The sequence below is a fragment of the Rhodocytophaga rosea genome, from assembly GCF_010119975.1.
In the GTDB taxonomy this organism is placed as follows: domain Bacteria; phylum Bacteroidota; class Bacteroidia; order Cytophagales; family 172606-1; genus Rhodocytophaga; species Rhodocytophaga rosea.
This window is the reverse complement of sequence record NZ_CP048222.1, coordinates 1,940,271-1,964,326: the sequence shown is the minus strand read 5'-3', so window position 1 is coordinate 1,964,326 and position 24,056 is coordinate 1,940,271. Positions and strand designations below refer to the sequence as shown.

General features: G+C 39.8%; 28 protein-coding genes. 10 read left to right on the top strand and 18 right to left on the bottom strand.

Features of this window, described 5'->3' with window-relative positions:
• Positions 1 to 51 precede the first annotated feature (51 nt).
• The 4 genes from GXP67_RS08270 to GXP67_RS08255 all read right to left on the bottom strand — a co-directional run bounded on the left by GXP67_RS08270 (position 52) and on the right by GXP67_RS08255 (position 3,900).
• A complete protein-coding gene (locus GXP67_RS08270) occupies positions 52 to 1,290 on the bottom strand; it encodes a hybrid sensor histidine kinase/response regulator (RefSeq protein WP_162442704.1) in 1,239 nt (412 codons plus the stop codon).
• A 245-nt stretch (positions 1,291 to 1,535) separates the two neighbouring features.
• On the bottom strand, positions 1,536 to 2,513 hold the full coding sequence (gene ligD / locus GXP67_RS37300; protein WP_162442703.1) for a non-homologous end-joining DNA ligase: 978 nt from the start codon (positions 2,511 to 2,513) through the stop codon (positions 1,536 to 1,538).
• The gene (locus tag GXP67_RS37295) at positions 2,429 to 3,136 is read right to left on the bottom strand and encodes a DNA polymerase ligase N-terminal domain-containing protein (protein WP_162442702.1); all 708 of its coding nucleotides are present in this window, start codon (positions 3,134 to 3,136) and stop codon (positions 2,429 to 2,431) included. Before GXP67_RS37295 ends, ligD begins: the two co-directional genes overlap by 85 nt.
• Positions 3,137 to 3,507: 371 nt before the next feature.
• Positions 3,508 to 3,900, bottom strand: coding sequence for a tellurite resistance TerB family protein (locus GXP67_RS08255; RefSeq protein ID WP_162442701.1), 393 nt, complete (start codon positions 3,898 to 3,900; stop codon positions 3,508 to 3,510).
• A gap of 394 nt (positions 3,901 to 4,294) precedes the next feature.
• Here GXP67_RS08255 and GXP67_RS08250 point away from each other — a divergent pair, with 394 nt between their 5' ends.
• The 4 genes from GXP67_RS08250 to GXP67_RS08235 all read left to right on the top strand — a co-directional run bounded on the left by GXP67_RS08250 (position 4,295) and on the right by GXP67_RS08235 (position 6,389).
• Positions 4,295 to 4,474 carry a hypothetical protein gene (locus GXP67_RS08250; RefSeq protein WP_162442700.1) on the top strand — a complete coding sequence of 60 codons (180 nt, stop codon included), beginning with the start codon at positions 4,295 to 4,297 and terminating at the stop codon, positions 4,472 to 4,474.
• 146 nt (positions 4,475 to 4,620) lie between these two features.
• On the top strand, positions 4,621 to 4,917 hold the full coding sequence (locus GXP67_RS08245; RefSeq protein ID WP_162442699.1) for a YtxH domain-containing protein: 297 nt from the start codon (positions 4,621 to 4,623) through the stop codon (positions 4,915 to 4,917).
• A gap of 269 nt (positions 4,918 to 5,186) precedes the next feature.
• Entirely contained in the window at positions 5,187 to 5,633 is a 447-nt protein-coding gene (locus tag GXP67_RS08240; RefSeq protein ID WP_162442698.1) for a lipocalin family protein, read from the top strand.
• A 138-nt stretch (positions 5,634 to 5,771) separates the two neighbouring features.
• On the top strand, positions 5,772 to 6,389 hold the full coding sequence (locus tag GXP67_RS08235; protein ID WP_162442697.1) for a YdcF family protein: 618 nt from the start codon (positions 5,772 to 5,774) through the stop codon (positions 6,387 to 6,389).
• Positions 6,390 to 6,398: 9 nt separating this feature from the next.
• Here the strand turns inward: GXP67_RS08235 and GXP67_RS08230 are convergent, their stop codons facing one another.
• From GXP67_RS08230 to GXP67_RS08210, 5 genes are all read right to left on the bottom strand, one after another.
• A complete protein-coding gene (locus tag GXP67_RS08230) occupies positions 6,399 to 6,911 on the bottom strand; it encodes a gamma carbonic anhydrase family protein (protein ID WP_162442696.1) in 513 nt (170 codons plus the stop codon).
• A 122-nt stretch (positions 6,912 to 7,033) separates the two neighbouring features.
• Complete coding sequence (locus GXP67_RS08225; protein ID WP_162442695.1) at positions 7,034 to 7,531, bottom strand: anthrone oxygenase family protein; 498 nt, start codon at positions 7,529 to 7,531, stop codon at positions 7,034 to 7,036.
• Between the two features lie 51 nt (positions 7,532 to 7,582).
• On the bottom strand, positions 7,583 to 8,389 hold the full coding sequence (locus GXP67_RS08220; RefSeq protein ID WP_162442694.1) for a helix-turn-helix domain-containing protein: 807 nt from the start codon (positions 8,387 to 8,389) through the stop codon (positions 7,583 to 7,585).
• A gap of 147 nt (positions 8,390 to 8,536) precedes the next feature.
• Positions 8,537 to 9,013: a hypothetical protein gene (locus GXP67_RS08215; protein WP_162442693.1), complete on the bottom strand. Its 477-nt coding sequence runs from the start codon at positions 9,011 to 9,013 to the stop codon at positions 8,537 to 8,539.
• A 109-nt stretch (positions 9,014 to 9,122) separates the two neighbouring features.
• A complete protein-coding gene (locus GXP67_RS08210; RefSeq protein ID WP_162442692.1) occupies positions 9,123 to 9,449 on the bottom strand; it encodes a hypothetical protein in 327 nt (108 codons plus the stop codon).
• A 510-nt stretch (positions 9,450 to 9,959) separates the two neighbouring features.
• On the opposite strand from GXP67_RS08210, the gene GXP67_RS08205 reads away from it, so the two are divergent.
• The 3 genes from GXP67_RS08205 (at position 9,960) to GXP67_RS08195 (ending at position 13,302) form a co-directional block, all read left to right on the top strand.
• Positions 9,960 to 11,111, top strand: coding sequence for a formimidoylglutamase (locus GXP67_RS08205; protein ID WP_162442691.1), 1,152 nt, complete (start codon positions 9,960 to 9,962; stop codon positions 11,109 to 11,111).
• 195 nt (positions 11,112 to 11,306) lie between these two features.
• Positions 11,307 to 12,692: an ATP-binding protein gene (locus GXP67_RS08200; protein ID WP_162442690.1), complete on the top strand. Its 1,386-nt coding sequence runs from the start codon at positions 11,307 to 11,309 to the stop codon at positions 12,690 to 12,692.
• 160 nt (positions 12,693 to 12,852) lie between these two features.
• Positions 12,853 to 13,302 carry a MarR family winged helix-turn-helix transcriptional regulator gene (locus GXP67_RS08195; RefSeq protein ID WP_162442689.1) on the top strand — a complete coding sequence of 150 codons (450 nt, stop codon included), beginning with the start codon at positions 12,853 to 12,855 and terminating at the stop codon, positions 13,300 to 13,302.
• A 137-nt stretch (positions 13,303 to 13,439) separates the two neighbouring features.
• On the opposite strand, the gene GXP67_RS08190 is transcribed toward GXP67_RS08195, so the two are convergent.
• On the bottom strand, positions 13,440 to 14,024 hold the full coding sequence (locus GXP67_RS08190) for a DNA-3-methyladenine glycosylase (RefSeq protein WP_162442688.1): 585 nt from the start codon (positions 14,022 to 14,024) through the stop codon (positions 13,440 to 13,442).
• Positions 14,025 to 14,294: 270 nt separating this feature from the next.
• On the opposite strand from GXP67_RS08190, the gene GXP67_RS08185 reads away from it, so the two are divergent.
• Positions 14,295 to 14,825 (top strand): pyridoxamine 5'-phosphate oxidase family protein, encoded by a 531-nt coding sequence (locus GXP67_RS08185; RefSeq protein WP_162442687.1) that lies wholly within the window; start codon positions 14,295 to 14,297, stop codon positions 14,823 to 14,825.
• Positions 14,826 to 14,997: 172 nt separating this feature from the next.
• The gene (locus tag GXP67_RS08180) at positions 14,998 to 15,357 is read left to right on the top strand and encodes a carboxypeptidase-like regulatory domain-containing protein (protein ID WP_162442686.1); all 360 of its coding nucleotides are present in this window, start codon (positions 14,998 to 15,000) and stop codon (positions 15,355 to 15,357) included.
• Positions 15,358 to 15,403: 46 nt separating this feature from the next.
• On the opposite strand, the gene GXP67_RS08175 is transcribed toward GXP67_RS08180, so the two are convergent.
• Together GXP67_RS08175 and GXP67_RS08170 are read right to left on the bottom strand one after the other, a co-directional pair.
• A complete protein-coding gene (locus tag GXP67_RS08175) occupies positions 15,404 to 15,994 on the bottom strand; it encodes a hypothetical protein (protein WP_162442685.1) in 591 nt (196 codons plus the stop codon).
• A gap of 300 nt (positions 15,995 to 16,294) precedes the next feature.
• Positions 16,295 to 17,380 carry an aminotransferase class V-fold PLP-dependent enzyme gene (locus GXP67_RS08170; protein ID WP_162442684.1) on the bottom strand — a complete coding sequence of 362 codons (1,086 nt, stop codon included), beginning with the start codon at positions 17,378 to 17,380 and terminating at the stop codon, positions 16,295 to 16,297.
• Positions 17,381 to 17,657: 277 nt separating this feature from the next.
• On the opposite strand from GXP67_RS08170, the gene GXP67_RS08165 reads away from it, so the two are divergent.
• Positions 17,658 to 18,260, top strand: coding sequence for a hypothetical protein (locus GXP67_RS08165; RefSeq protein ID WP_162442683.1), 603 nt, complete (start codon positions 17,658 to 17,660; stop codon positions 18,258 to 18,260).
• 81 nt (positions 18,261 to 18,341) lie between these two features.
• On the opposite strand, the gene serA is transcribed toward GXP67_RS08165, so the two are convergent.
• The 6 genes from serA to sucD all read right to left on the bottom strand — a co-directional run bounded on the left by serA (position 18,342) and on the right by sucD (position 24,016).
• Positions 18,342 to 20,246 carry a phosphoglycerate dehydrogenase gene (serA, locus tag GXP67_RS08160; protein WP_162442682.1) on the bottom strand — a complete coding sequence of 635 codons (1,905 nt, stop codon included), beginning with the start codon at positions 20,244 to 20,246 and terminating at the stop codon, positions 18,342 to 18,344.
• Between the two features lie 11 nt (positions 20,247 to 20,257).
• A complete protein-coding gene (locus GXP67_RS08155; RefSeq protein WP_162442681.1) occupies positions 20,258 to 20,617 on the bottom strand; it encodes a DUF5615 family PIN-like protein in 360 nt (119 codons plus the stop codon).
• A gap of 6 nt (positions 20,618 to 20,623) precedes the next feature.
• A complete protein-coding gene (locus tag GXP67_RS08150) occupies positions 20,624 to 20,854 on the bottom strand; it encodes a DUF433 domain-containing protein (protein WP_162442680.1) in 231 nt (76 codons plus the stop codon).
• Positions 20,855 to 20,889: 35 nt separating this feature from the next.
• Positions 20,890 to 21,852 carry a YheT family hydrolase gene (locus tag GXP67_RS08145; protein WP_162442679.1) on the bottom strand — a complete coding sequence of 321 codons (963 nt, stop codon included), beginning with the start codon at positions 21,850 to 21,852 and terminating at the stop codon, positions 20,890 to 20,892.
• 314 nt (positions 21,853 to 22,166) lie between these two features.
• On the bottom strand, positions 22,167 to 23,075 hold the full coding sequence (locus tag GXP67_RS08140) for a hypothetical protein (protein WP_162442678.1): 909 nt from the start codon (positions 23,073 to 23,075) through the stop codon (positions 22,167 to 22,169).
• Between the two features lie 65 nt (positions 23,076 to 23,140).
• Positions 23,141 to 24,016, bottom strand: a complete 876-nt coding sequence (sucD, locus tag GXP67_RS08135) for a succinate--CoA ligase subunit alpha (RefSeq protein WP_162442677.1) — start codon at positions 24,014 to 24,016, stop codon at positions 23,141 to 23,143.
• Positions 24,017 to 24,056 lie beyond the last annotated feature (40 nt).

Genomic DNA, 24,056 nt, shown 5'->3' with positions numbered 1-24,056 from the left:
AAATCCTGTAATTGAAGTTACCCATTAAATTTTGAAAGGCAATATGTTTCTTTATCTGCTCATGACAGGGGTTCCGTTGGTAGCAAGCGCTTTTTTAAAATATACCCGGAATGTAGTGCCTTTACCCGGTTCACTTTCTACCTGAATACGCCCACCGCTGTTTTCCACAATACGCTTTACAATATACAAGCCAATGCCTGAACCTTCTACATGGGTATGTAAGCGCTTAAACATATTGAATAATTTGGATTGCTGGTTAGGATTTAGCCCCAATCCATTATCCTGTACAGAGAGCACAATAAAATCTTCTTCCTGATAAGTACTAATTGTAATTTCTGCTTCCCGGTCAGAGGAGCGGTATTTTATGCCATTGGTAATCAGGTTATATAGTATGCTCCGGAGATTTTTACGGGCATACATAATTTTATCTACTCCAAAGTTTTCAACAACCACCGCATTGGATTCATCAATCAGTTTCTGAATATCTCTTTTAATATCGTCAGTAATTTCGGCAAAAGAAATATATTCCAGTTCCTCATTCATGTCTTTTTGCACCCTGGTAATTTCAGTCAGGTCTTTAATCGTATGATTGAATTTGGAAATAGACATGTGGATCATGTTAAACAACTGCAATTCCTCATCGGTGATTTTGTCCTTGAGTTTGCGGTTGAGCATATGGATTAATCCTTCCAGGTTGGCAATCGGGCCTTTCAGGTCATGAGAAGCCGTATATACGAAATTATCCAGGTCGTAATTGATCTTGTTGAGTTCCAGGTTTTTAGATTCCAGTTCAATATTCTTTTTCAACAATTCCTCTGTCCGTTGTCTTACTCTTTCTTCCAGTTCATTATTGATGGCTTTCAGCTTCTGCTCCTGCAGCCGCAACTGGTTATTCTTTTTATAGAGGTCAATAAAAACAGATACTTTGGCTTTCAGCAGATCGGCATTAATGGGTTTGAATATATAATCTACCGCACCTGCCTTATAACCTTTATACATATTTTCGTCGCCATAATCGTGGGCAGTGATAAAAATAATAGGGATATTTTTGAGCTTCTCCCGGTCATAGATCATGGTAGCTGTTTCAAATCCATTCAGATCAGGCATTTGTACATCCATCAGGATGAGGGAAAAATCCTGTTCTTTAAGCAGGATTTTAAGGGCTTGCCTGCCTGAATTAGCCCTGGAATACAAGTATTTATCTTGTCCCAGTACTGCTTCGATGGATAAAAGGTTATCCTCCCGGTCGTCTACAAGTAGTATTTTTATATCAGGCTTCTGGTCCAACACTCAAAAGAAATTTTATTAGAAAAGTGTGAATTTATATATATTTTTTCAACTATCAGCAAATGAACATGTAGTAGTATATACATTACCTACCAGATTTTACTTTGATTAGTAATTATTGATCTCCATATATTGAAATGTTGCACATAATAAGGTGGGCAGGCCACGGTTGGTGTAACAGCAAAATTATTCAGCCAGGGTGTACAATACCAGTCATAAGTACCAGTATCTGTGAACAGCCTATTATTTTACGAGCCGGATTTAAGCTTTTCCAGACATTTTTCCAGATCAATGCCAGAACCTAAAACTCCTCCGAAAATATCGCCCAGCTGGTTGATCCGTTCTGGTACTGTATGAATGTTGAAATCAGAGGGACTTAATCCTTTTTTTACTTCGCTCCAGAGCAGGGGAGTAGAGACAGTAGCTCCGGGTATTGGCCGTACACTGTAAGCAGCCGCTAGCGATTGTCCGATATTATTTTGCAGATAATCTATATAAACCTGTTTGCGGCGCTGTTTGGGGCTTCTTTCCAGGCTGGTTAATTCCGGGAGCCGGGCATGTACAAGTTCAGCCACTCGTCTGGCAAATATTTCTGCTTCGTCAAAAGTATACTGACGTCCCAGGGGAACAAAAATGTGCATACCGGTTGCACCTGAGGTTTTACAATAGCAGCTAACGCCGGCATGATCCAATACCTGTTTTACTTCCAGGGCCACTTCTACTACCTGGTCATAGGTATTTTCTCCGGGATCTAAATCTATAGCTGCATAATCGGGTTTTTCCAGTGATTGTACCCTCGAGTTCCAGGGATGAATTTCAATACAACCCAGATTATTGAGATAGGTTAATGTGGCTTCGTCCTGGCAGAGAATATGTGCCAGGTTACGTTTGGTAGATTCGGAGTAAATCTCAACAGTTTCGATCCAGTCAGGCAGCTGGCTTTTGATATCACGCTGGTAAAAACCTGCCTCTTTTATTCCATTTGGGTGCCGGTGCAGTGATTGTGGCCTGTCTTTTAGGTAAGGAAGCATCCATCTGGCTACTTGCCTGTAATAATTGATCAGATCACCTTTCGTATAGCCTTCGTCTGGCCAGTAAACTTTATCCAGGTTACTTAAATTCAGGGTTTGTCCGGCTATTTCTACTTCCACTCCTTCGCTATGCCTGTTTTTTGATTTTTCATACCGGTTTCCTTTTGTTTCTTTTGCTGCCGCTTCTGTTCCCATTGCAGGACCTTGGGGGATGGATCGGGCTTACCGGCAGACGGTTTTTTCTGAGTTTTTCTGGTCCGGGTTGTTTTAATGGCGGCTTTTTTTACAAAATCTTCGCTATTATAGGCTTTTTCGGTGGCTTCTTCATCCTTTTTCTTAATCAGCAGCCAGGAATCCGGATCGCCTTTCTGAAGTTTTACCAGAGAAAAAATACCCTTGAGCCGTTTTCCTTTCAATATAAATGTCAGGCTTCCCTTTTTGAGCTGTGAGAGCAAAGTTTTTTCATCGGATGGTTCTTCATTATCGGGTGCTACCTGATAAGTTCCTTCATCCCATATGGTAACAATGCCTGCGCCATAGTTGCCTTCCGGAATTTCTCCTTCAAAAGTGCGGTATTCCAGGGGATGATCTTCTACCATTACTGCCAGCCGCTTATCCTTCGGGTTCATAGAAGGGCCTTTGGGTATAACCCAGCTTTTGAGCACTCCATCCATCTCCAGCCTGAAATCATAATGCAATTTAGAAGCCTGGTGACGTTGAACTACAAAGTGCAAAGTATCGCCGGTAATTTTTTCACCTTTCTGAGGTTCGGGCGTTCTGGTGAAATCACGTTTTTCAAAATAGTTTTTTAAGCTCATTGCCGTGATAGTTAAAAATCATGGAATATTTCCTGATTGGCCGAATGGCAATATATGCATAACCACCAGAACCAGAATACTTATCTTTTCAGACACGTATAAATGGCCATAAATATTCTTTGTATTACCAATGCTGTTTCAGCCAAAAGCCGGAATACTTTATTAATATAATTCCGGCTTTTGGCTGAAACTATAATCATTAGTGCCTAGTAATACGGGAATAGAAGGGGAGAGGTTAACAGCAAAATGATGTGATACAGGGTTAGAAACAATTCTCTGCATTGATACATGTATACCGGACATAGGTTGTCAATGGTACAGTAGTATTCAGCATAAACTAAAGACCATTGACAATAGACAGAAGCTGAGTGTTATTTATTGGTATCACCCTGTGCAAACTGGTCAATCATTGTATCAAGAATTTCTTTTGTATAGCCAATCCGGTGTGCATATTCGAGGCAAAGTACATATTCACGGTCATGAACTTCTCCATCTTCCATCATCATTTGTACCAGTGTCTGGAGTTCCAGGGTTTTTTGCAAGCCACTGGTCGGAATAATAAAACTTAGTACACTCAGGTTGTCGGCAATAGGCATTACTTCATCCGGATGAAGGCCTAATTTATTCCCGATGGTGAGCAGAAAATCGCTTTCCTGGTCTTCTAATACACCATCGGCAGCGGCTACTAAAATCAGATTCTGAAAAAAAGCCAGTTTTTTCTGTTGCGTGTCTAATACACTTTCAATGGATCTATGTTCAGGCATATTTGTATAAATTATACGTGTTGAGTCAATAAAAATCTAAAGTACATAAACCCGGCGGTTTATTCAAAGAACATCCGGCCGGAAAGTTTTTGATTCTGCTCAATAGCTATTTTTGAAAGAATCAAGTGAACCCTTGCCTTAACTCAGGAATAACTTTGCAGTTCATAGATAAAAGAAACAAGCGTTTACTTAACATTTTGTAAAATTCTCAGAAAGAAGTGTAACCTCCAGCGTTCATTAAAAGTATAATTAAATATTTTCAGGACTATTACTGCCATTTGCTGCCGGTTTAATATTGCAAAAAGGAGTTGTGAGAGCGGAACTGGTTTTATAGACTAAATAAAATACTTTTTGATCAGATGATACGCATTCTCTCCTACGTGGAAATACTGACATGTTAACGGATTACCGAAAAATGCTCGAAGAGCTGGAAGCAAGAGACCAGGTTATCTTGCATCGAATGAACGAACTGGAAAGACAAAACCGGGTGCTTAAAGAGGTTAACCTGAACCTGCGGCATAAATGTGTTTCCCAGAAAGTAAACAATAAACTAATGTTTTCACAGAAAGATTAACTACAATATATAAGTAGAAAGATGGGAAACTATGGGTAATTAACATGGTGTTTCTATTTGAGATAATTTATAGAGTGAAATCTGGTTTTTATCCATTAAATTGTTTACCTTATACATCAGATATTTTTTTAGCTTTAGAATAAAATATGGCGCAGGATAACCAGGATCAGCCTTCATTATTGGGATTTATAGCTGGCTTGCTGGCAGGTGCGGCAGCTGGCGTATTGCTGGCTCCCTATGCTGGAAAAGAAAGCCGGAAACTATTAGCCAATCAGGCAGATTCCCTAAAAAAACAAGTAAATGATACATTGGGATTGGGGATTTTAGATTTACCTGCAGTAAAAGCCAAAAAGAAAAAGAAGAAAAATGTTGTTGAAGATACCGGTACCGGGAAGAAAAAGAAGGGCAAAAAAGGAAAAAAAGCTAAAAACAAGAATAATTGAGCTTCTGAATCTTAGTTAGAATATAATATCAAAAATGCCGGAATAGACTTTCGGCATTTTTGCTTTTTGCAGGCGTTACGCTGCTTCTGCGTACTATTGCTAGCTTAGGTATGATGTGTTTTTGCACAGATGGTAGCTTTAAAAAAATCAGCTATACTTACATTTAAAATATATCATTTATCCACATATTCAGCCACAGGATTTGGTTCGCATGTTACTTAATTAGTAAATTAGCAAACAATCCCATACAAAATTCAAAATATAGGCAAATGAAAAATTTGAAGCCTTTCTCCTGGCTACTTCTCTGCATTCTGGTTTCCCTGCTTGCTGCTTGTAAAGGCGATGATGCTAAACCGAAAAGTAAAACAGAAATGATTTCCAAGAACTGGAAGGTACGTCTGGTACGGGTGGGCAATCAGGTGGTATATTCTAATCCGGCCGGAAGTACGCCAAATTCACAGAATTACGATGCCTACCGATTAAATTTTACAAGTGCCACTGCTTTCACACTCATAGATATCAATGGAAATACTACTTCCGGCACCTGGGAATTTGATGAGAATCAAAATCCGAAAAAAATTACTTTCAGTACCGGAAATCCCAGTGAAGTAAATGTGGAAACGCTTTCAGATGAAAGCCTGATAGTTACCTATACAGTAACAAATCCAAAAACCGGCAGCAATGAGTACCGGATTGAACTAATTCCTGCACAGTAGATTAATTATATTCATATATTCGGAAAAAGCCAGACGATGATTGTCTGGCTTTTTTATTTGAGCACTGCATTTTCGGAGTTTATATATGGCTGTAAAATGTATATAAAGGCGTATTATTGCGAAATTAATTTGATTGCTATGATTGAATTGCTGATCCGTATCTATGCGGATGTTCAACCGGAAACGTCTACAGACGGTGTGTTTTTATTTGGGCAAACAGAGGATAATGAGGCTTCTGTGCTGCATAAGAGCATTGAATTACTTAAACATTCTTACACTAAACAAATTCTGATTATAGATACCCAGCCTATCAGCGGACATCCGGGATTCGATGCCTGGAAACAAAAGCTAGTGAGAGAAAATATACATGAATATGCGATCAAGGGTGTACCATTACCGGAAACTCCCATCATTCATACTTTAGTTGAAGCAGAGGCACTCATGCATTTTGCCCGGCAACAAAGATATACCAGTCTGCACATCACGGCTGCTCCATTTCACCAGTTACGTGCTTTTATGACTGCAATAACTGCCGCTTTAAGAATATATCCGCAAATCCGCTTGTACAGCCAGCCAGGGTCAGCTTTACCCTGGCTCGAAAAAGTGCATCATTCGCAAGGAAAAACCTATGGAACCCGTAGTGAACTCATTGCAGGTGAACTCCAGCGTATTGAAAAATATGGCGATAAAGGTGATCTGCTTTCCGCTGAGCAGGTACTAGCGTATTTAAATAAAAGAGACAGTAAAAGCGAATAAAGTTCTTGCTTATTCTTTAAACCATTCTTTATAAAATATATAATTATTGGCTGTCCGGCTGATGAGCTGTATTTGTTCGGAGCTTACTTTTTTGATGAATTTTGCCGGATTGCCTGCATAAATACTACCAGCTTCTACTACCGTATTCTGTAGCACAATAGCACCAGCCGCAATAATAGAACCCGTTTTAATAATGGCATGATCCATTACAATAGCCCCCATGCCGATCAGCACTTGGTCTTCGATGGTGCAGCCATGTACAACCGCATTGTGAGCAATAGAAACCTCATTTCCGATAACAGTAGGCGCTTTCTGATAGGTACAATGAATCACCGCCCCATCCTGAATATTGGTATTATTGCCAATCGTGATCGAGTGTACATCACCACGCACAACGGCATTAAACCATACACTGCAATTATCGCCCATTACTACTTCACCTACTACTGTAGCATTATCTGCCAGAAAACAATTCTGGCCTAGTTTAGGATAAATTCCCCTTACCGGCTTAATCAGCGCCATATTATATGAATATTAATAAGCGTTCAAATTAAACGCAATATCATTACGATACAAATAAATGAGCGAATGGTTTGCGGTAAAGGGAATTTAGATTTCATTCTGCAAATTTTCCAGACGGCAGTTTAGGAATACTGAATTTGCCTTTTCTCCTGAGGAGCATATATTTTATGTAAAGACACAAAGGAGAAGATGAGCCCGGCTAATACAAGTAAGGAACGTACCCAGTTCATGGTATCCCATTCAGTCCATGTTTTTTTGAGCAAGGCTACATCGGTTAGCTGGGCAGTCGTAAACATAATATCATTGCGGGGATAAAAGAAGGCAAACGTAAATAAATCTCCCAATACATAAAGGACAAATGCTGCACCCAGATACAAACGGATAGAGGCAGAAGCTTTCCAGAAGAGAATAAGCACGATTAACCCTATAACCTGATTGAGGGGAGAAAATATCCTGAAAAAATCTCCCGGATTGACTGATTTATAATATTCTCTGGCTGTGGCGATGGAGTTGGGAATATCGCCTCCCCACGATCTGGCATCTACCAAAGAAGTGTACAAATTAACAAACAGCAATCCGCTGGCAATACTGATAGAGGCAAATAAAAAAATCTTTTTCATGTGGCGTTTTTTTCTTCAAAGATAGCAGCAGGCTACCCCGTAGAATTGTATTTAACGGACATCTTCGTAGAGGTGCCCTTTCACCAACCCTTTGTTCTGCTTGTACTCTCCTGGTGTCATGTGGGTATAGGCTTTAAATGATTTGATAAAATGCGATTGATCGGAAAAATGACTTTGATAGGAAATTTCGGTGAGAGATAAATTGGTGTGATGCATCAGATGAAGGGCATGCAGGTACTTCTTATACAGCAATATTTCTTCCGTATTCATGCCAGTGGTCTCTACGAGTTTCCGTGACAAATGTCTGGGAGAATAACATATCGTATCAGCAAGCACCTTCACTGGTAAGTCGTGCTGGTTAGAGGCATACAAAAACTGATTGATTAGCTTTTCCTGAGGCTGCCAGTCAAATAGTTTTCTTTCCATCCATTGGCAAAGAACTGCAACCCGGTTGTTAAAATGATCTTGTTCTGCCAGCTGATGCCAGAGCGAATGAAAACTTGGATCAAGCCCGGTTACATCCACGGCAATATCTGAAAACTCACTGGCAGGTGTTTTGAAAATTTTCTTTATGGCCATGGGCTGAAAGACTACGCCAAAAAATACATGATGCTCCGGGAGTTGGAGTTGTACAGGTGCCGTATTAAAGCCATTGATGAAGCACTGGGATAAGGTATACTGCTTTCCCTGTAGTTGGGCAGGAATAGGAACACCGCTGCTAAAATTAAAAATAACTTCTATAACTCCTTTGGGTATAATGTATTCCGTTTGAAAAGAAGTAATCTGCTCCACCTGCCAGATAGAATGAATTACATCCTGTAGATGTGCTGATGGTGGTATGTAAAAATTAGTATTCAAAACAAATGATCATCCATGAGAGCAATATAAATTATCTATACTTCATCTTATGTTTATAAATGGCCTATAAACCCTCATATACCGCTTACTCAAGCTTAACTTGTGCTGAGCAACAGTTGTCGATGGGTTAGGTGTAGATGGCTTTTATTAATTATGCTTTTGTTCTCGCCAAAGATTGTTCTCTTCTACATCAAAGCCATATTTAATCAGATTCTGATACAACTCCTTGAAGGAGTTTGCTTGGCTGATTGCAACTTCTATACGATCTGCATCTGTGAATGGTGAGATAACACCATCACCATTGCTTATACACTCAGTGATTATCCCTTTTAGCTCCTCCAATTGATAAATGCCCTGTTTTGTCCATTCCGGCTTGACTATTAGTACCGGACTAGGGAAAAGATACAACAAAAGCTTTTTTGAAAGACTATCTTCGAATTGATTAGATTGATTAGAAGTGAGAAGGTAGGTCCACTTATTGCCATTCGAGTCAAAGGCAACTTCTTGGTCAGTTGGTCTGATATAATCAAAAGGGGTAGGCTTAGAAAGATCAACTTCTGTTGGTATTACATGTAACACCCTATTATTGTAAATCATTATAAGAGGATAGGTAGGCTGTGTCATGATTTTCTGTTTTATTCAATTGCCATAACAGGCCAGGTGCATAAATTGGGCGAAGTAAAACGGAGCCTAAATTATGCACCTCGTTGGCAAACGTTTTTATAATAAAAATTTAGTCCTTAATAAAAAGAAAGCACTGAATATTGTATGCTTCTGTCATTGTAAATGTGGACTGAAGTTTCCACCCTTTGATCGCAAAGTTGTTTAGGAGGTCGTTTAAAGACTTCGATACTAAAATCAATTCTTTTTCTTGAAATTTTCCTTCTAACATTTTTTCAACTGGTTCTTTTCCTGGTTCACTTATATATACTTTGTTTTTTCCATTTGGCTCCCAATCAATCAAGATAGTCAATATTTCTGATGTTTTGTTTTGAGCACAGGCACCAAAGGAAGTTGCCAGAGTAAGTAAAAGTATTGTAATTGAGATTAAATGTTTCATATTTTTAGTTTAAATGTTTGCCAACATGTGTATACACGCAACTCGTGTATGCACATGTGTGTATTTCCTAATTTAAGCAAATACACGCAATATGGATTAATCTGGTAGCTATTTTTTTGCAGCGATATTATCGGTGCAGTTCAAACCATTATAAGGAAAGAAACTATTCACTCCTCTTACCTGAGCTTCAGATGTATTTCTCTCTCCTATCTCAATGAATGCCTGTTTTAGGCCATATTTGCCTTTAGCAGAGCGTTTAATCTGGTTAGCAGCCCATCGGGATCTACTTTTTCATCTGCTAACCGTGCCGAATCACCAGCTAACCTCGCCGAATGGTCTCCTAAGTGCACCGGATGAGCTGCTAACCTTCAAATGGCCTGCTAAGCTGTTTTCGGGATAGCCACCCCAACTCAACTCTTTCTTTGAAAATCCATAACCCATGTTTCCACTTCCTCGACCAACTTCCGTATATTGCCCTCAGCCTTTTACATCTGTTCCTGCTGTTTTTGAATGAATTTAACCATTTTTTTTGACCCGGTAGACGAAACCATTTTATCTGATCAGGCAGAAGCCGACTCCTGGCAGCATTCCCTGCGAATACATCTGGAGAAAATGCCAGCCTGGAAAAAGAGCCATTTAGCTTTACTGGGCGTACCCGAAGAACGGGGAACACTTACGAATAAGGGCACTTATAAAGCAGCCGCTGCCATCCGCAAAGCCTTATATCCCTTAAAAAAAGGAAACCACGCCTATAAAATTTCAGATCTGGGAGATCTAAGGCCGGGCATTACTCTTGAAGATACCTATTTGCGCTTGCAGGAAGTATGTGAAACGCTGCTTCACAATAATGTAATCCCGGTAATTCTAGGCGGCTCCCACGACCTGGATTATGGCCAGTACCGGGCGCATGAAAACCTGCCTATGCGTGTTTCGTTGCTCAATGTAGATGCCTTAATGGATATGAGCGAAAATGAAAAACATCCCATGAGTAGGCGGCATATTCATGATATTCTGATGCACGAACCCAATTACCTGTTTACCTTCAGTCATCTGGCTTACCAGACATACCTTACGTCTGCTCATGATCTGGCGATTCTGGAGAAACTTTATTTTGAAGCGTACCGGCTGGGACAAATCCGCGAAAATATACAGGAAATCGAACCCCTGATCCGGGAATCTACCATGATGAGTTTTGATATTACCGCTATTAAACTTTCGGATGCACCCGGTAATGCTCAGGCTCATGCCTTTGGCCTGACCGGAGAGGAAGCTTGCCAGATTTGCTGGTATGCCGGATTAAATGAAAAAATGGCATCTGTCGGCTTTTATGAGTATAATCCCGATTATGACCACCGCAACCAGACAGCCGAAGTAGTAGCTACCATGATCTGGTATTTTGTGGAAGGATTTTACCACCGGAAGAAAGAAGTTGATTTTTCTGATAAAACCTATACCAAGTATGTAGTGCCGCTATCCGGAGCGAGAGCGCATGATGTTATTTTTTATAAAAATACATTGAATGAGAAATGGTGGATGGAAGTGCCTTATCCCAGTAAACCTAATAAAGTTTCGATTGTACCTTGCAGTTACACCGATTATCAGGCAGCTTTGAAAGGAGAACTTCCCCAGCGATGGATCAACCGCTATGCGAAACTGGTGTAGAAAATAATTACGAATTATGTTTATCTAAATGCGTATTCTGGAAACAAGATTAACAGGATTCAGGTATTTGCAGGATTTTCTTTATATTAATCCTGTTAATCTTTGAATCCGATAAATCCTGGTTCCAGACAATAATCCAGGTTTCAGGCTTCGCTTCTTTACTATATAACTATTGAACAATTCAGCAATAAAGCTATGCTTATTCCTTCGCCACGTGCTACTACCCTGGAACTGGAACTAGACTGGCTGCACAGTGTCATTCAATCCGGCATTCAAAGTTATTTTGGTGTGGCTCCTGCCCAGCCGGTGTATCAGGAGGAATATCCATCTGATCAGTATCTGATAAATGAGAAACCATTACCGGATTTAACCAATGATGATAGTGCGTATGCCACTTGCGTAAAGAAATTTAATATGTCACGCGAGGAGAGGATTATGCTTTTGCTGGCACTTACGCCACATTTAGCTCCTGATCTGCTCGACGATTTTTTAATAAAAGATGAACGGCATGGATACAGCCATACTAATTTTGGAGGTGTAAAAGGTAAGAATCACGCAGGTTTTTTACCTACCGGCCAGACAGTTTTGTTCCTGATTGCCGGAAGGGATGTAGAAAAAAAGCTCAATTGTATGCATTTGTTCGATGCTTCGCACTTTTTTTACAAACAGAATATTCTTCAATTAAAACCGGTAGAAAACGAGGAACCTGCCTTGAGTGGCGTACTTAACATCAGCAAAGAATACCTGAATTTATTTACAACTGGCAAACCTTATCGCCCGACCTATAGCACCCATTTTCCGGCCCAGCTCATCACTACTCAACTTGACTGGGAAGACCTGGTGCTGGATTATGATACCTATGACGAAATTGAAGAAGTAAAAGCCTGGATCAAATATGGACATACCTTGCTTTACGAACGGGGGTTGGCTAAGAAGATAAAAAAAGGCTACCGGAGTTTGTTTTACGGTCCGCCTGGTACCGGAAAAACGCTTACAGCTTCGCTATTGGGTAAATCTGAAGGGCTGGATGTGTACCGGATTGATCTTTCGATGGTGGTATCTAAATATATTGGGGAAACGGAAAAAAACCTGGCTTCTATTTTCGACCAGGCCGAAAATAAAAACTGGATTCTGTTTTTTGATGAAGCCGATGCCTTGTTTGGAAAACGCACCCAGACCAATAATTCCAACGACCGCTATGCTAATCAGGAAGTTTCGTACTTATTGCAACGGGTAGAAGATTTTGCCGGACTTGTCATTCTGGCTACCAACCTGAGGGCAAATCTGGATGAAGCATTTTCCCGGAGGTTTCAATCTATTATATATTTTCCGATGCCTAATCCAGCGATGCGGCTGCGTTTATGGCAACAGGCATTTGGCGGCTCCTTTGAACTGGAACCCTCTATGAATCTGAAGAAAATAGCAGCTGATTATGAAATGGCTGGCGGTTCTATTATTAACGTGTTGCGGTATTGTACCCTGATGGCTCTCAACCGGAATTCCGGGATAGTGACTTTAGAAGACATTTTACAGGGAATCCGGAAAGAGTTTAAAAAAGAAGGAAAAACTATAAAGGCCTGATAGGAGATACTAAGTAAAGTTCTGTATATTGTTCAATGGTTAATTAGATATAATTGGGTTGCTGCTTAAATATACACAGTTACTACGTCTTTATGCAACCAGAGATGAGTAGTTGATGTATATACATATATTTGTGTTATAAATTTTTATAATTTCCAATATGGAACTTGAGAAGGAAATTCAACAAAGTAAATTTCAGAACGAATACCAGAAATTATTACTGAACATTATTTTTACCGCCAGCTGGCTGAATCTTCGCAATACCCAACGATTTAAACCCTACGGAATCTCCCCACAACAGTACAATATCTTACGTATTTTAAGAGGACAGCACCCCAAAAGCGCCACTGTTACCTTGCTTACCGAACGTATGCTGGATAAGAGTTCTAATGCTTCCCGGCTGGTAGAAAAACTGCGGGTGAAACAATTGCTCGACCGTTGTGAATGTCCTGAAGACCGCCGGGCAGTAAACGTGAGAATTACAGATAAAGGACTGGCCCTTCTTCAAAAGCTGGATCAGACGGGTGATGATATTCGCAAGGATTTTACACATATCTCTGAAGAAGAAGCAAAGCTGGTCAACCGGATTCTGGATGGAATAAGGGAATGAGTGATTGAGTGATTGAGTGATTGAGTTTCTTTAGTAGCTCAATCAATATAACTATCTAACCATTTAGCTATCCGACCATATGATTATCAGCTTATTAAACTATTCAAATCTGTGTAATCCTGGTTCCAGATAAATTTTTACTTATAGCTGACATGTGGATTTTTAGCAATATAATAGCGGTAAGGTAAGTCAGCGCCCTGTGTGATGCCAATCCGGGTGGTAGTAACCATTTCAAATGGCTGCTGGTATTCCGGTAAAGTTGCTGGAGAGAGAATATAACAGGCACTGGTGAGTAAACTAATGCCATCCATAGATCTGGTAATTCCCATGGCTTGCACTAGTTTGCCAGGCCCATTACATAGTTTTTTTATTTCTGCCATTCCTCTTCGCTGCTGCATGAGTTCGATTCCCTCTATTGGTTGCAAAGCCCGGATCAGAACTGCTTCTCCCACACCAACCGGAGCAGTTACAACATTGATACACTCATGTAATCCATAAATCTGATATACATAGGCATTTCCCGGCGGGCCAAACATCATGGCATTGCGTGTGGTTTTCCGGCGGTAGGCATGGCAAGCCGGATCTCCCCATAAATAGGCTTCGGTTTCTACAATACGTCCGGAGGTAATGCCCCATTCACTTTCATGAACCAGGTAGGCTCCCAGCAATTGTTTGGCTACACTAATTGTGTCCTGCTGATAAAATTCTTCAGTTAGTTTCATAAAGATTTATTCAATATAGCAACGCAAAACAGGCTAGCTGGTTTGGTTAGTAGCCATTTGTTCTAAGTGATTTGTATGCCTGCTCTTTTATTTATTCATCCTACAATATTTTCATACTAATAACTGCTGGATCAGCGATTATAAGGTTATTATATACTTGACTCATTACTTTCTTAATACCTGGGATTCACTATTTACTGCTAATTAACATTAACCTTCCTTTTTTTTCAGCGTATGTAAGAGGTATATGTTTCACTTTAAACCAAAACTATGAAAGCTATAACAAGAGAAGAAGGCCTCATACAGATATATGACAAGATCAAGGATATTAAATTTGCGATGCTTACTTCAGTAGGGGAAGATGGTTTGCTGCGCAGCCGGCCAATGTCTACTACCAAAGCAGAGTTCGATGGGCAGCTCTGGTTTTTTACCTACGATGAAACCGAAAAAACGGATGAGATAGACAAACAGCCGGAAGTAAACTTAGCGTATGCTGATATTGCAAATAGTACCTATGTATCGGTATCCGGAAGAGCGAGAATTGTACATGATAAAAATAAAATGGAGAAACTCTGGAATCCTATGTTCAGAGCCTGGTTTCCCAAAGGTCTGGAGCAGCCTGGTATCGCTTTGCTGGTTGTAAATATCGAACAGGCAGAATTCTGGGACAGCTCTTCCAGTAAAATGGTGCAGCTTTTTCAGATGGCCAAAGCCATATTGACCGGCTCACAAGCCAATCAGGGTGAGCATAAAGAAATTAAAATCGTTGGTCCGGCTAAAATTGAGAAACAGAAAAAGTAGGGTAATTGAGTGAGTTAATTAGTAACTCAACTTTTGCTTATTGAATCAGAAGCAGGCTTTGGTTGATTTTGCCACATTCCTTTTGTATACTTGTGAGAGGAAACAGGCAGATGATCAAAGCCTGTTTTTACATATAGAATAATACTTTTATCAAGTGCTAACACGTATTACAATGATTAAGATCTTAATTCTGTCTTTCTTATTCAGTCTTACTGCTTTTGATTTCAAATCTCAGCCGGAGCAAATTCTTACGACCAAGTTACAGGTAACGGTTCGGGACGATCTGGGGAACTTGGTAGAAGGAGCAGATGTGCGGTTATTTAAAACGGAAGAAGATTACAATAAGGAGCAGAATCAGGTAGGAGCTACCCTAAAAACGGATGCTAAGGGCAAAGCCTCTTTTAATGAACTGGAACCAGCTGTATATTATATTATTGCGGAGAAAGGGGATAAGGACAATAGCGGGGCAGGTACCAAAACAGAATCACTCACAGCGAAGAAGGTAAATAAGATCACTCTTATTATATCGTAAATACCTGAACAATTAGAAGATAGTATAAATAAAAAGGCTTTTGATATCAAAAGCCTTTTTTACTTTTATCTACAGCTTCCTGCAGGTCAACCCGCTGCCCATCAACTTTGCCTACAATAAAGGCATCGACTACGCCCATTTTTTTTATATCTTCATTAAAGGCTTTAGCCATTTTAAAGTCACGGAATTTACCTAGTGTATATTTATCCATTACATCTACCTCTTCTTTTTTCAATCTGGCCAGCTCCTGTGCATATTGGTCTAAATTAAAATGCTCAAAAGCACCGATCTGTACTTCAAAAAACACACCTTGCTGTGTATCAGTTTGTTCAACCAGAATATTGTTGGCAGCAATTACGCTATCAAGGGTAGGCTTTAATGCATTTAAATCTTCGACCTGCTGTTTCAATACTGTGTTTTCTGAAGCAATTTTAGGCCATTTACCAAACAAAGGTGCTTTTACTTCTGATAAAACGACATAGGCTACGCTTAATAAAAACAAAACAGCCAGCACAATAGTCGTGATGGTAAATATTCTGGCTCTGGATTCAAGAGATTCTTTCTCTGATTCGAGTTCTATTTTCTGGTTTTCTAATGCTAGAAATTCCTGATGAGTATATTCATTTGTTGCTTCCATAGCCTTAAAATTAATTATTTCCTAAGGCCCGGAAAGTTGAGTTTTGCCGAAAACAGCAGTTGTAATAAAGATTACCTAATTTAACTCCGTTCTTATACGGCACTACTGCTGGCATAATACACAAAAGCTATCTGTTTTCCAGTGTAGATAATCAAATGGTCTACCTGTCTAAGCCATTTGTAAGCACTGATTATCAAAAGAATATATGTATTTATGTAAGAACAAATCCGGTTTTATGCAGAAACCACTATAAGTCATGGCAAAACCTGTGTATTCCTACGCAGGCTACTCTATTAGAGTTTATGCTTCGAGTTGCTGCATCACCTGAATGAGTGCTTCTACCTGGGCTGTAGTATTGGCCGGAAAATTAGCAATACGTATTTGTTTGTCTTTATAGCTGCCATAACCGCTGCCCACCACATTTCCGGTTTTAGCAATGTCTTGTAAATATTCAGCAGACGATTGTTTTACATCTGCCACTACCACGGTTTGCGAACGGTGCTGCGGATTCTGAACGGCAACAGATGCCAACTTACTTTTTTCCAGAAAAGAATAAAGCAAGGCTGCTTTTTCTTCAGTTTGTTTGCGGATGGAGGCTATTCCTTCCCGGTTCATATCTTCAGCAATTTTGCCCAGCAGGTAAATACTCAGTACGTTTGGCGTAGCAGGTGTTTCATAAGCCGTGTATTTGCTCCACAACGAAGGTAAGCTATGGTAAGTACCGATCTGTAGCCCTTTCGCTTTCAGACTTTCAGCTTTTTGCAAACATTTTTCATTCACAATCCATACACCCAACCCGGCAGGCATACCAAATCCTTTTTGCACCGAGAAAAATGAGGAATCAATTAAGCTATAATCCAGCGCAGGGTAAGGGGCAGATGAAACTATATCGACCACAAACAAAGTGTCGGGATTATCTTTTTTTAGCTGATGCATGGCTTCTACCGGCATAGATACTCCGGAACTGGTTTCATTGTGTGTAAGGCAAACCAACTCTGCACTATGAGGAATATGTATCTGTCCGGTATTAAAACCCTGCCCAAAGGGTGCTTCCTGTTTGATGGCTTTTTTACCCAGTTCTGCCGCAAACTCATAAAAACGCTTGGAGAAAGCGCCATTTACCAGGTGAAAGCTTTCTTTTTCCACACAGCTTTGTAATACCCGTTCCCAGATTTCGGTGGCTGAGCCGGTAAACAGAATAGCGCTTTGCGGAGGAATAGCAAGCAGGGTACGCAACTGCTCTACCGTATATTGGTAGATCGCTTTAAATTGTTTGCTCCGGTGAGAGATAGACCCTATTTGTTCGTCTAAGGCAGTTTGTAAGTGCTTTTCAAACGTAGGGTACAAGTGAGCTGGTCCGGGGGTAAAAAAAACTTTTCTTTGCACGGCAGGAAAAAATTTAGCGGAATGAGGTTTGTTTTCGCGGTAAAGTTATACATTTTGTGTTTGTCTACCCTGGATAAGTGATAATTTTTGAGCATTATCCTTAAGATTTATGTATTTGGATAGAAATATTAACCTTTTATATAAAAAGTTGCAAAAATTCTTAAAAACCGGTTTACTTCGCATGTGAATTTGCATCAAGCCTTGTATTCAGCCAATGACAGCTGAATTTTTGTAATCATTTTAACCAATTATTTTTATTATCATTTATCTACACACAATGAAAAACAAATTAGTACTGATTGCCGCTCTTTTTATTGCTTATTTTACTGCCCAGCCTGCCAAAGCCCAATTGTATGATACTGGAGATATTACCGTAAATGCCGGCCTTTCCTTAGGTGTTATCGGATATGGAGGATATGGATTTTATAGTGGTAATTTTAGTGGATTTTTTCCTTTAACTGCTAACGTAGAATACAGCATTAACGATCAATTTGCTGTAGGAGGTTACGCAGCTTTTTATTCCCGGGGTTATAAATACGGAAATGGATACAAAGATGGTTTTAGGGCATTTGCTTTTGGTGGAAGAGGTACTTTCCATGCCACACCTTTATTAAACGATGCACTGGATTTAAATCTTGACGAAAACAAACTGGACTTATATGCTTCAGTGATTGCAGGTCTACAAATATCCAGCTGGTATTATGATAATGATTACTGGAATCAGCCTGGCTTCAATATGCCAAATAATAATAGAGTGCGCCCGGTATTAGGGCCAGTATTAGGTGTGCGGTATATGTTTAATCCTGGTTTTGGGGTATATTTTGAAGGCGGTAGAGGTGCATTAGGCTGGGCTACTTTCGGAGCATCATTCAAATTTTAAACTTCATCAACAAACCATATAATAAAAAGAGCCGCAATTTGCGGCTCTTTTTATTTATCCATTATATAAATAACATAGGTATTAATACAGCATCCGGAATTTAATGGTGTGCGGAATGTTTTTTAGTTCGCTCACCACCTCTTTGTTATACACTTTATTAATATCTGTGATTACATAGCCTACCTTCTCATTTGTCTTCAGGTACTGGCCGGCAATATTGATATGATATTTAGCCAGAATACTGTTGATCTGAGCCAGAATACCAGGTACATTCTCATGAATATGAATTAGGCGGTGGGCATCGGTGAGTTCGGGTAATTGCAGATTGGGGAAGTTTACACTCATAAATGTGTTTCCCTTATTAATAAACTCAATGATTTTTCCCGGAACAAAGTTGGCAATATTTACCTGCGCTTCTTCGGTGCTTCCACCAATATGCGGGGTCAGAATTACATTGGGTAAGCCTCTGAGTTCGTTAATAAATTCTTCCTTATTGGTTTTGGGTTCATAGGGGAATACATCAATTCCTACCCCCTGTATTTTTTTACTTTTAACGGCATTCACCAGGGCAGGAATATCTACAATGGCACCCCGGCTCAGATTCAGGAAGATAACGCCATCTTTCATCTGGGCAAATTCCTTCTCTCCAATCAGGTTTTTGTTAGAGGCCCGTCCGTCTACATGCAGGGTTACAATATCGGCTATGTTGAGCAGTTCTTTCAGAGAATTACATTTTTTTGCATTACCTAATGCCAGCCGCTCTACAATATCATAATAATACACTTCCATACCGAGTGCTTCTGCAATTACAGATAATTGTGCCCCGATATTTCCATAGCCTACAATACCCAGCTTTTTCCCCCGGATCTCAAAACTATTTTTAGCAGATTTATCCCAGATGCCTTTGTGCATGCCATTACTCTTGTCGGGAATATTGCGGATGAGCATAATAATTTCACCAATGGCCAGTTCTACCACACTCCGGGTATTGCTGTAGGGTGCGTTAAATGCTACAATTCCCCTCTCTAAACAAGCATTCAGATCAATCTGGTTGGTGCCGATACAAAAAGCTCCTACACACATCAGTTTATTGGCGCTCTCCAGTACTTTACGGGTAACCTGGGTTTTGGAACGAATGCCCAGTACGGTTACATCTTTAATGCGTTCACAAAGTTCATCTTCGTCCAGACCGCCGGCCACTACATCTACTTTATAGCCCTCCTGCCTGAACAATTCTAAGGCTTTAGGATGGATGTTTTCCAGCAGCAGTACGCTTATCCGATTTTTAGGATAAGACAAACTCATGGGCAGTTTATTGTGATACAGGAATTCATCCAGACTAGGCGCAATATGGTCTGCTTTACTTAGTACCCGTTCCCGTTCTACATTTTCGGTAAAGGCATAAAATTTATTGGCAAGTCCGGCTTCTTTAATTTCATAATCGGTATAACCATCTCCGATTACATAAATATCTCCCTGTAAATTCAGCGATTTAATCTGTTCAACTTTTCCTTTATTGGCACACAGGCGGTTGCTGCGGTCGAAACCGATGATATTCCCTTTTTCGTCGTAGACAAAAGTATTGGCAAAAATATTCTCTTCTTTAATGCCAAATTCTGTAACAATGGGCGTAATAAACTCCTTGAACCCATTGGAGATGATCATAATATTATCAGCATACTCCATGAAAAAAGCCCTGTTGCGCTCAAAAGAGTTGGATACTTTGGTACGGAGCCTTTCAACGAGTTGTGGAAGCTGAGCTTTATTAGCGTTTAGGAGTTCAATCCGTTTTTCCAGAGACTGTGTAAAAGACAGTTCTCCATTCATGCCCAGGTCAGTAATATGTTTAATTTCCTGAATGATCTTATCTTTGTCGGCATTACCCTGCAGAGAAATGGCTCCCAATTCGTCCATTGCCTCTACTTTGGTAAATGTACTATCGAAATCAATAATAATGTATTTGTTCAGTGCTACGGTAGTTTCCATTTATGAGTGTATTATTCGTATGAGATTATGTTTCCGGGTTGTAAAATGACTAAGCTGGCCTTGTCTTGTAGCAAAAGATTGATGGTTTGCATGTAGATATCAAAAATGCGCAGCAGATCTTTATTTTTGATATTTCCCAAAGCTAAGAGTAATACTTTTGGCGGAGCGCCTTTTAGTAAAAAATTATCTATAAAATCGTTGTCTTTGGTAATAATTATTCTGGATTCTGTTAAAGCTATCTCTATGATCTCCTTATCTTGTAACAGATGGCCATCTGTGAAAAATGTAGTATGAATCGCATCAAAGCCGTTTTGTTTCAAGAAATCAGCAAGTATGGGAGGTAATTGGGTATCTATTATAAACTTTAGCATATTTACTTATGCCAAAGGCGTAACAGATTTTGTATTGGCAAGTTTTGACGCATACCACAAACAAGCTTCTATGTCTTCTTTATCTATAAAGGAATAATCAGATAAGATCTCCTGAGTTGACATGCCGGACGCAAGTAATTCCAGCATTTGTGATACAGTAAAACGCATATTTCTGATGGTAGGCTTGCCTTTGCAAACATCCGGATTGAGAGTAATTCTGCTTACTAAATCTTCCATGCTACAAAATTAATCTGATTGAACTGAAATCACAATTAAGTTTCTAAAAACCTGATGGCCCGCTCTTCCGACCAGTATTTACCATGCAGGTCTTTATTGTAAAATCCGCAATGCCCGCCTTCTTCAGGTATTTCCAGAAAAACATTTGACAGTTCTTTGACCTGATTTTCAGGAAAACATTCCGGAGATAAAAAAGGATCATTCTTGGCATTTACAATCAGCGTAGGAATGGCAATGCCATGTAAAAAGTTTCTGGAACTACACTGTGTCCAGTAATCAATGGCATCTTTAAATCCGTGCAATGGTGCTGTATACCGGTCATCAAAATCCCGGAAAGTTTTGATACGGTGGTATTCCCGGTCGTGGATTTTGTCAGGCATTAGTGCTGCTTTGGCCTGTACTTTTTTACGCAGGTGCCTCAAAAAACGGGTCATATAAATTTTATTTCCAAAACCAGCCATCTTGAGCGAACCGGTCTGTAAATCGCAGGGCACCGAAAAAACCACGGCTTTTTTAATCTGAGGATAAATATTTTTACTCTGTTCACCCAAGTATTTTAAAGTCAGATTGCCGCCTAAACTAAATCCAACTAAGGCAATGGTATGATACTGGTTCTTTTGCAACACATGCCAGATCACTTCTTCCAGGTCTTCCGTGGCACCACTGTGGTAAAAACGCAGGTTCCGGTTGATCTCTCCACTACATCCCCGGAAATTCCAGGCCAGGGCATCCCATCCGCTGCCATTCAACTCTTTTACCATCCCTCGCACATAGGGACGGTACGAATCTCCTTCCAGGCCATGCGATATAATGGCAATCCGTGTATTCCCTTTACATGACCAGTCTAAATCCAGAAAATCGCCATCCGTAGTGTCAATCCGTTCTCTGGTATACTGTACGCCTTCTACTTTCCGGAACAAGCTGGGAATAATGGTTTGCAGGTGGGCATTGAACAGATAAAAGGGTGGCTTATAATCAGATTGCGGAATCAGCGGCATAATAAAACAAAATCAGGAAGAAAAAGCAAAGATACAACTATGTAAACAATTGTTTCTAAGGGTGTTTTAGTTCCCAAAAGTTATAACTGACATGGGCTTGTCTGATTAAAAAAAAGGAGAAAACTAATAAATATTCATATAAACAATATCTAGCTAGATTCATATGAATGTAACCCATAAATAACTATTGGCCAGTATAAGATTGTTTTAGTTTTTATGAATAAAAGAAAACGAATTACCGTGGGTTATAGTACGTAATTAAGCAGTTATGACAGGTAATCCAACCTGAAATTAAGAAAATGAATAACTAAAATCTATACTTCCATCCACGGTAAATCTTTTACTTTATCCAGACGGCCTTTAATACTATGGATTACTTTGGCATATTTGAATATTTCGTCTGGCGATACTTCAGGTAATAATTTATCTCCTATGCCATTTTTAATGAAAAAGGCATTAAATCCGAGACTCTGGCTACCCACATATCTATATCCCTTTCCCTTAAGTAGTTTAATAAAAGCAGGCAATGACGCTCCCATATAGTTTGTATCATACTTACTTGCATTATGCCTGAAATCCGAAGAATAAGGCACTGTTACGGCGCGTTCAGTTTTCCATATGTTTTGATATTCGAGTACAATTACTCTGGGAGATACAATATCTAACTCTTTTAAAAGCCAATAATCTATGCCGTCCAGGTCCAAAGAAAAAAGGTCTATTTCTCCTGTAAATCCCTCTACTTGAATTACCTCGTTTATGTTCTCCTTTGTAACCCAGGCACTTTTTAAGATAGGCGGACAACTACGGGTATCTCTAAGCTTACGATACGCTTTTTTGCCATTCTCAATTAATTTCGAATTGCCATCTATTAATAATCCAAACCAACCATGATTAATAATCAGGTTGGCTGCATTACATTCTAATCCATCTCCTGCACTAATCTCTACTACTCTTTTATTAGTAGTCCCAATCAGTGAAAAAATATATAATAAAATTCCATCTTCTCCATTTTGAGAATAACATCTGAGTTCTACTTCCTCCAGAGAAGGCAAATAGCTTCGTTTCTCCTGTATATATTCATCTGCAATAGATTTATACTGTTGTTGTAGAGAAATCTGTGATGCTTTTTGTAAGGATGATAATTTATCCTGAATAATACTGTTGGTATACTCTGTCAAAAGAAATCCTAAACCTTTTATATATCTCTTTATAATCTCTTTCATACAAAAAGTTAAGTATACAGGAGGTATGGTATTAAACTTACTAAGCTATTTCTTGGACTGGTTAATCACTTTTTCAGCGCTTTCAGCATGGTTTCACCAATGTTAGCCGGAGAATCTACTACGTGAATTCCACATTGGTTCATAATACTCATTTTTGCTTCTGCGGTATCTTCTTTTCCTCCAATAATCGCTCCGGCATGGCCCATCCGGCGGCCTTTGGGTGCTGTCTGCCCTGCAATAAAGCCTACAACTGGTTTTCTGTTGCCATCTGCCTGAATCCAACGGGCCGCATCTGGTTCCATACTTCCACCAATTTCTCCGATCATTACAATGGCTTCAGTTTCCGGGTCGTTCATTAATAATTCCACGGCATCTTTAGTGGGCGTACCAATTATGGGATCGCCGCCAATACCAATGGCTGTAGAAATTCCCAGGCCGGCTTTTACAATCTGGTCGGCAGCTTCATAAGTAAGCGTACCTGATTTTGATACAATGCCTATTTTGCCTTTTTTGAAAACAAATCCTGGCATAATACCTACTTTGGCTTCTTCCGGCGTAATTACTCCAGGACAGTTAGGTCCGATCAGGGTAACTTTTTTTCCTTTCAGGTATTCTTTAGCGTAGATCATGTCTTTGGTAGGAATTCCTTCGGTAATGGTAATGATTACCTCAATGCCCGCATCGGCCGATTCCATAATAGCATCGGCAGCGAAAGCAGGCGGCACAAAAATAATAGATACATTGGCCCCAGTTGATTCTACCGCTTCTGCTACTGTGTTAAACACAGGTTTATCTAAGTGAGTACTGCCGCCTTTGCCAGGTGTTACACCTCCCACTACATTGGTGCCGTATTCTATCATTTGCTGGGCATGAAATGAACCCTCAGAGCCGGTGAAGCCCTGTACAATTACCTTGGAATTTTTATTGACCAGTACGCTCATGGTGTAGATTTAAAGTTTTGGCAAAAATAGAGGGAAAAAG

Excerpts from the sequence above, each read along its gene's own strand:
- GXP67_RS08210 (WP_162442692.1), bottom strand. The coding sequence starts at position 9,449 with ATGAAACATTTAATCTCAATTACAATACTTTTACTTACTCTGGCAACT.
- GXP67_RS08175 (WP_162442685.1), bottom strand. The coding sequence starts at position 15,994 with ATGGAAGCAACAAATGAATATACTCATCAGGAATTTCTAGCATTAGAA.
- serA (WP_162442682.1), bottom strand. The coding sequence starts at position 20,246 with ATGGAAACTACCGTAGCACTGAACAAATACATTATTATTGATTTCGAT.
- GXP67_RS08155 (WP_162442681.1), bottom strand. The coding sequence starts at position 20,617 with ATGCTAAAGTTTATAATAGATACCCAATTACCTCCCATACTTGCTGAT.
- GXP67_RS08245 (WP_162442699.1), top strand. The coding sequence starts at position 4,621 with ATGGCGCAGGATAACCAGGATCAGCCTTCATTATTGGGATTTATAGCT.
- GXP67_RS08150 (WP_162442680.1), bottom strand. The coding sequence starts at position 20,854 with ATGGAAGATTTAGTAAGCAGAATTACTCTCAATCCGGATGTTTGCAAA.
- GXP67_RS08180 (WP_162442686.1), top strand. The coding sequence starts at position 14,998 with ATGATTAAGATCTTAATTCTGTCTTTCTTATTCAGTCTTACTGCTTTT.
- GXP67_RS08240 (WP_162442698.1), top strand. The coding sequence starts at position 5,187 with ATGAAAAATTTGAAGCCTTTCTCCTGGCTACTTCTCTGCATTCTGGTT.
- GXP67_RS08165 (WP_162442683.1), top strand. The coding sequence starts at position 17,658 with ATGAAAAACAAATTAGTACTGATTGCCGCTCTTTTTATTGCTTATTTT.
- GXP67_RS08250 (WP_162442700.1), top strand. The coding sequence starts at position 4,295 with ATGTTAACGGATTACCGAAAAATGCTCGAAGAGCTGGAAGCAAGAGAC.
- GXP67_RS08140 (WP_162442678.1), bottom strand. The coding sequence starts at position 23,075 with ATGAAAGAGATTATAAAGAGATATATAAAAGGTTTAGGATTTCTTTTG.
- GXP67_RS08195 (WP_162442689.1), top strand. The coding sequence starts at position 12,853 with ATGGAACTTGAGAAGGAAATTCAACAAAGTAAATTTCAGAACGAATAC.
- GXP67_RS08200 (WP_162442690.1), top strand. The coding sequence starts at position 11,307 with ATGCTTATTCCTTCGCCACGTGCTACTACCCTGGAACTGGAACTAGAC.
- GXP67_RS08215 (WP_162442693.1), bottom strand. The coding sequence starts at position 9,013 with ATGACACAGCCTACCTATCCTCTTATAATGATTTACAATAATAGGGTG.
- ligD (WP_162442703.1), bottom strand. The coding sequence starts at position 2,513 with ATGGGAACAGAAGCGGCAGCAAAAGAAACAAAAGGAAACCGGTATGAA.
- GXP67_RS08205 (WP_162442691.1), top strand. The coding sequence starts at position 9,960 with ATGAATTTAACCATTTTTTTTGACCCGGTAGACGAAACCATTTTATCT.
- GXP67_RS08230 (WP_162442696.1), bottom strand. The coding sequence starts at position 6,911 with ATGGCGCTGATTAAGCCGGTAAGGGGAATTTATCCTAAACTAGGCCAG.
- GXP67_RS08235 (WP_162442697.1), top strand. The coding sequence starts at position 5,772 with ATGATTGAATTGCTGATCCGTATCTATGCGGATGTTCAACCGGAAACG.
- sucD (WP_162442677.1), bottom strand. The coding sequence starts at position 24,016 with ATGAGCGTACTGGTCAATAAAAATTCCAAGGTAATTGTACAGGGCTTC.
- GXP67_RS08225 (WP_162442695.1), bottom strand. The coding sequence starts at position 7,531 with ATGAAAAAGATTTTTTTATTTGCCTCTATCAGTATTGCCAGCGGATTG.
- GXP67_RS08145 (WP_162442679.1), bottom strand. The coding sequence starts at position 21,852 with ATGCCGCTGATTCCGCAATCTGATTATAAGCCACCCTTTTATCTGTTC.
- GXP67_RS08190 (WP_162442688.1), bottom strand. The coding sequence starts at position 14,024 with ATGAAACTAACTGAAGAATTTTATCAGCAGGACACAATTAGTGTAGCC.
- GXP67_RS08255 (WP_162442701.1), bottom strand. The coding sequence starts at position 3,900 with ATGCCTGAACATAGATCCATTGAAAGTGTATTAGACACGCAACAGAAA.
- GXP67_RS08185 (WP_162442687.1), top strand. The coding sequence starts at position 14,295 with ATGAAAGCTATAACAAGAGAAGAAGGCCTCATACAGATATATGACAAG.
- GXP67_RS37295 (WP_162442702.1), bottom strand. The coding sequence starts at position 3,136 with ATGAGCTTAAAAAACTATTTTGAAAAACGTGATTTCACCAGAACGCCC.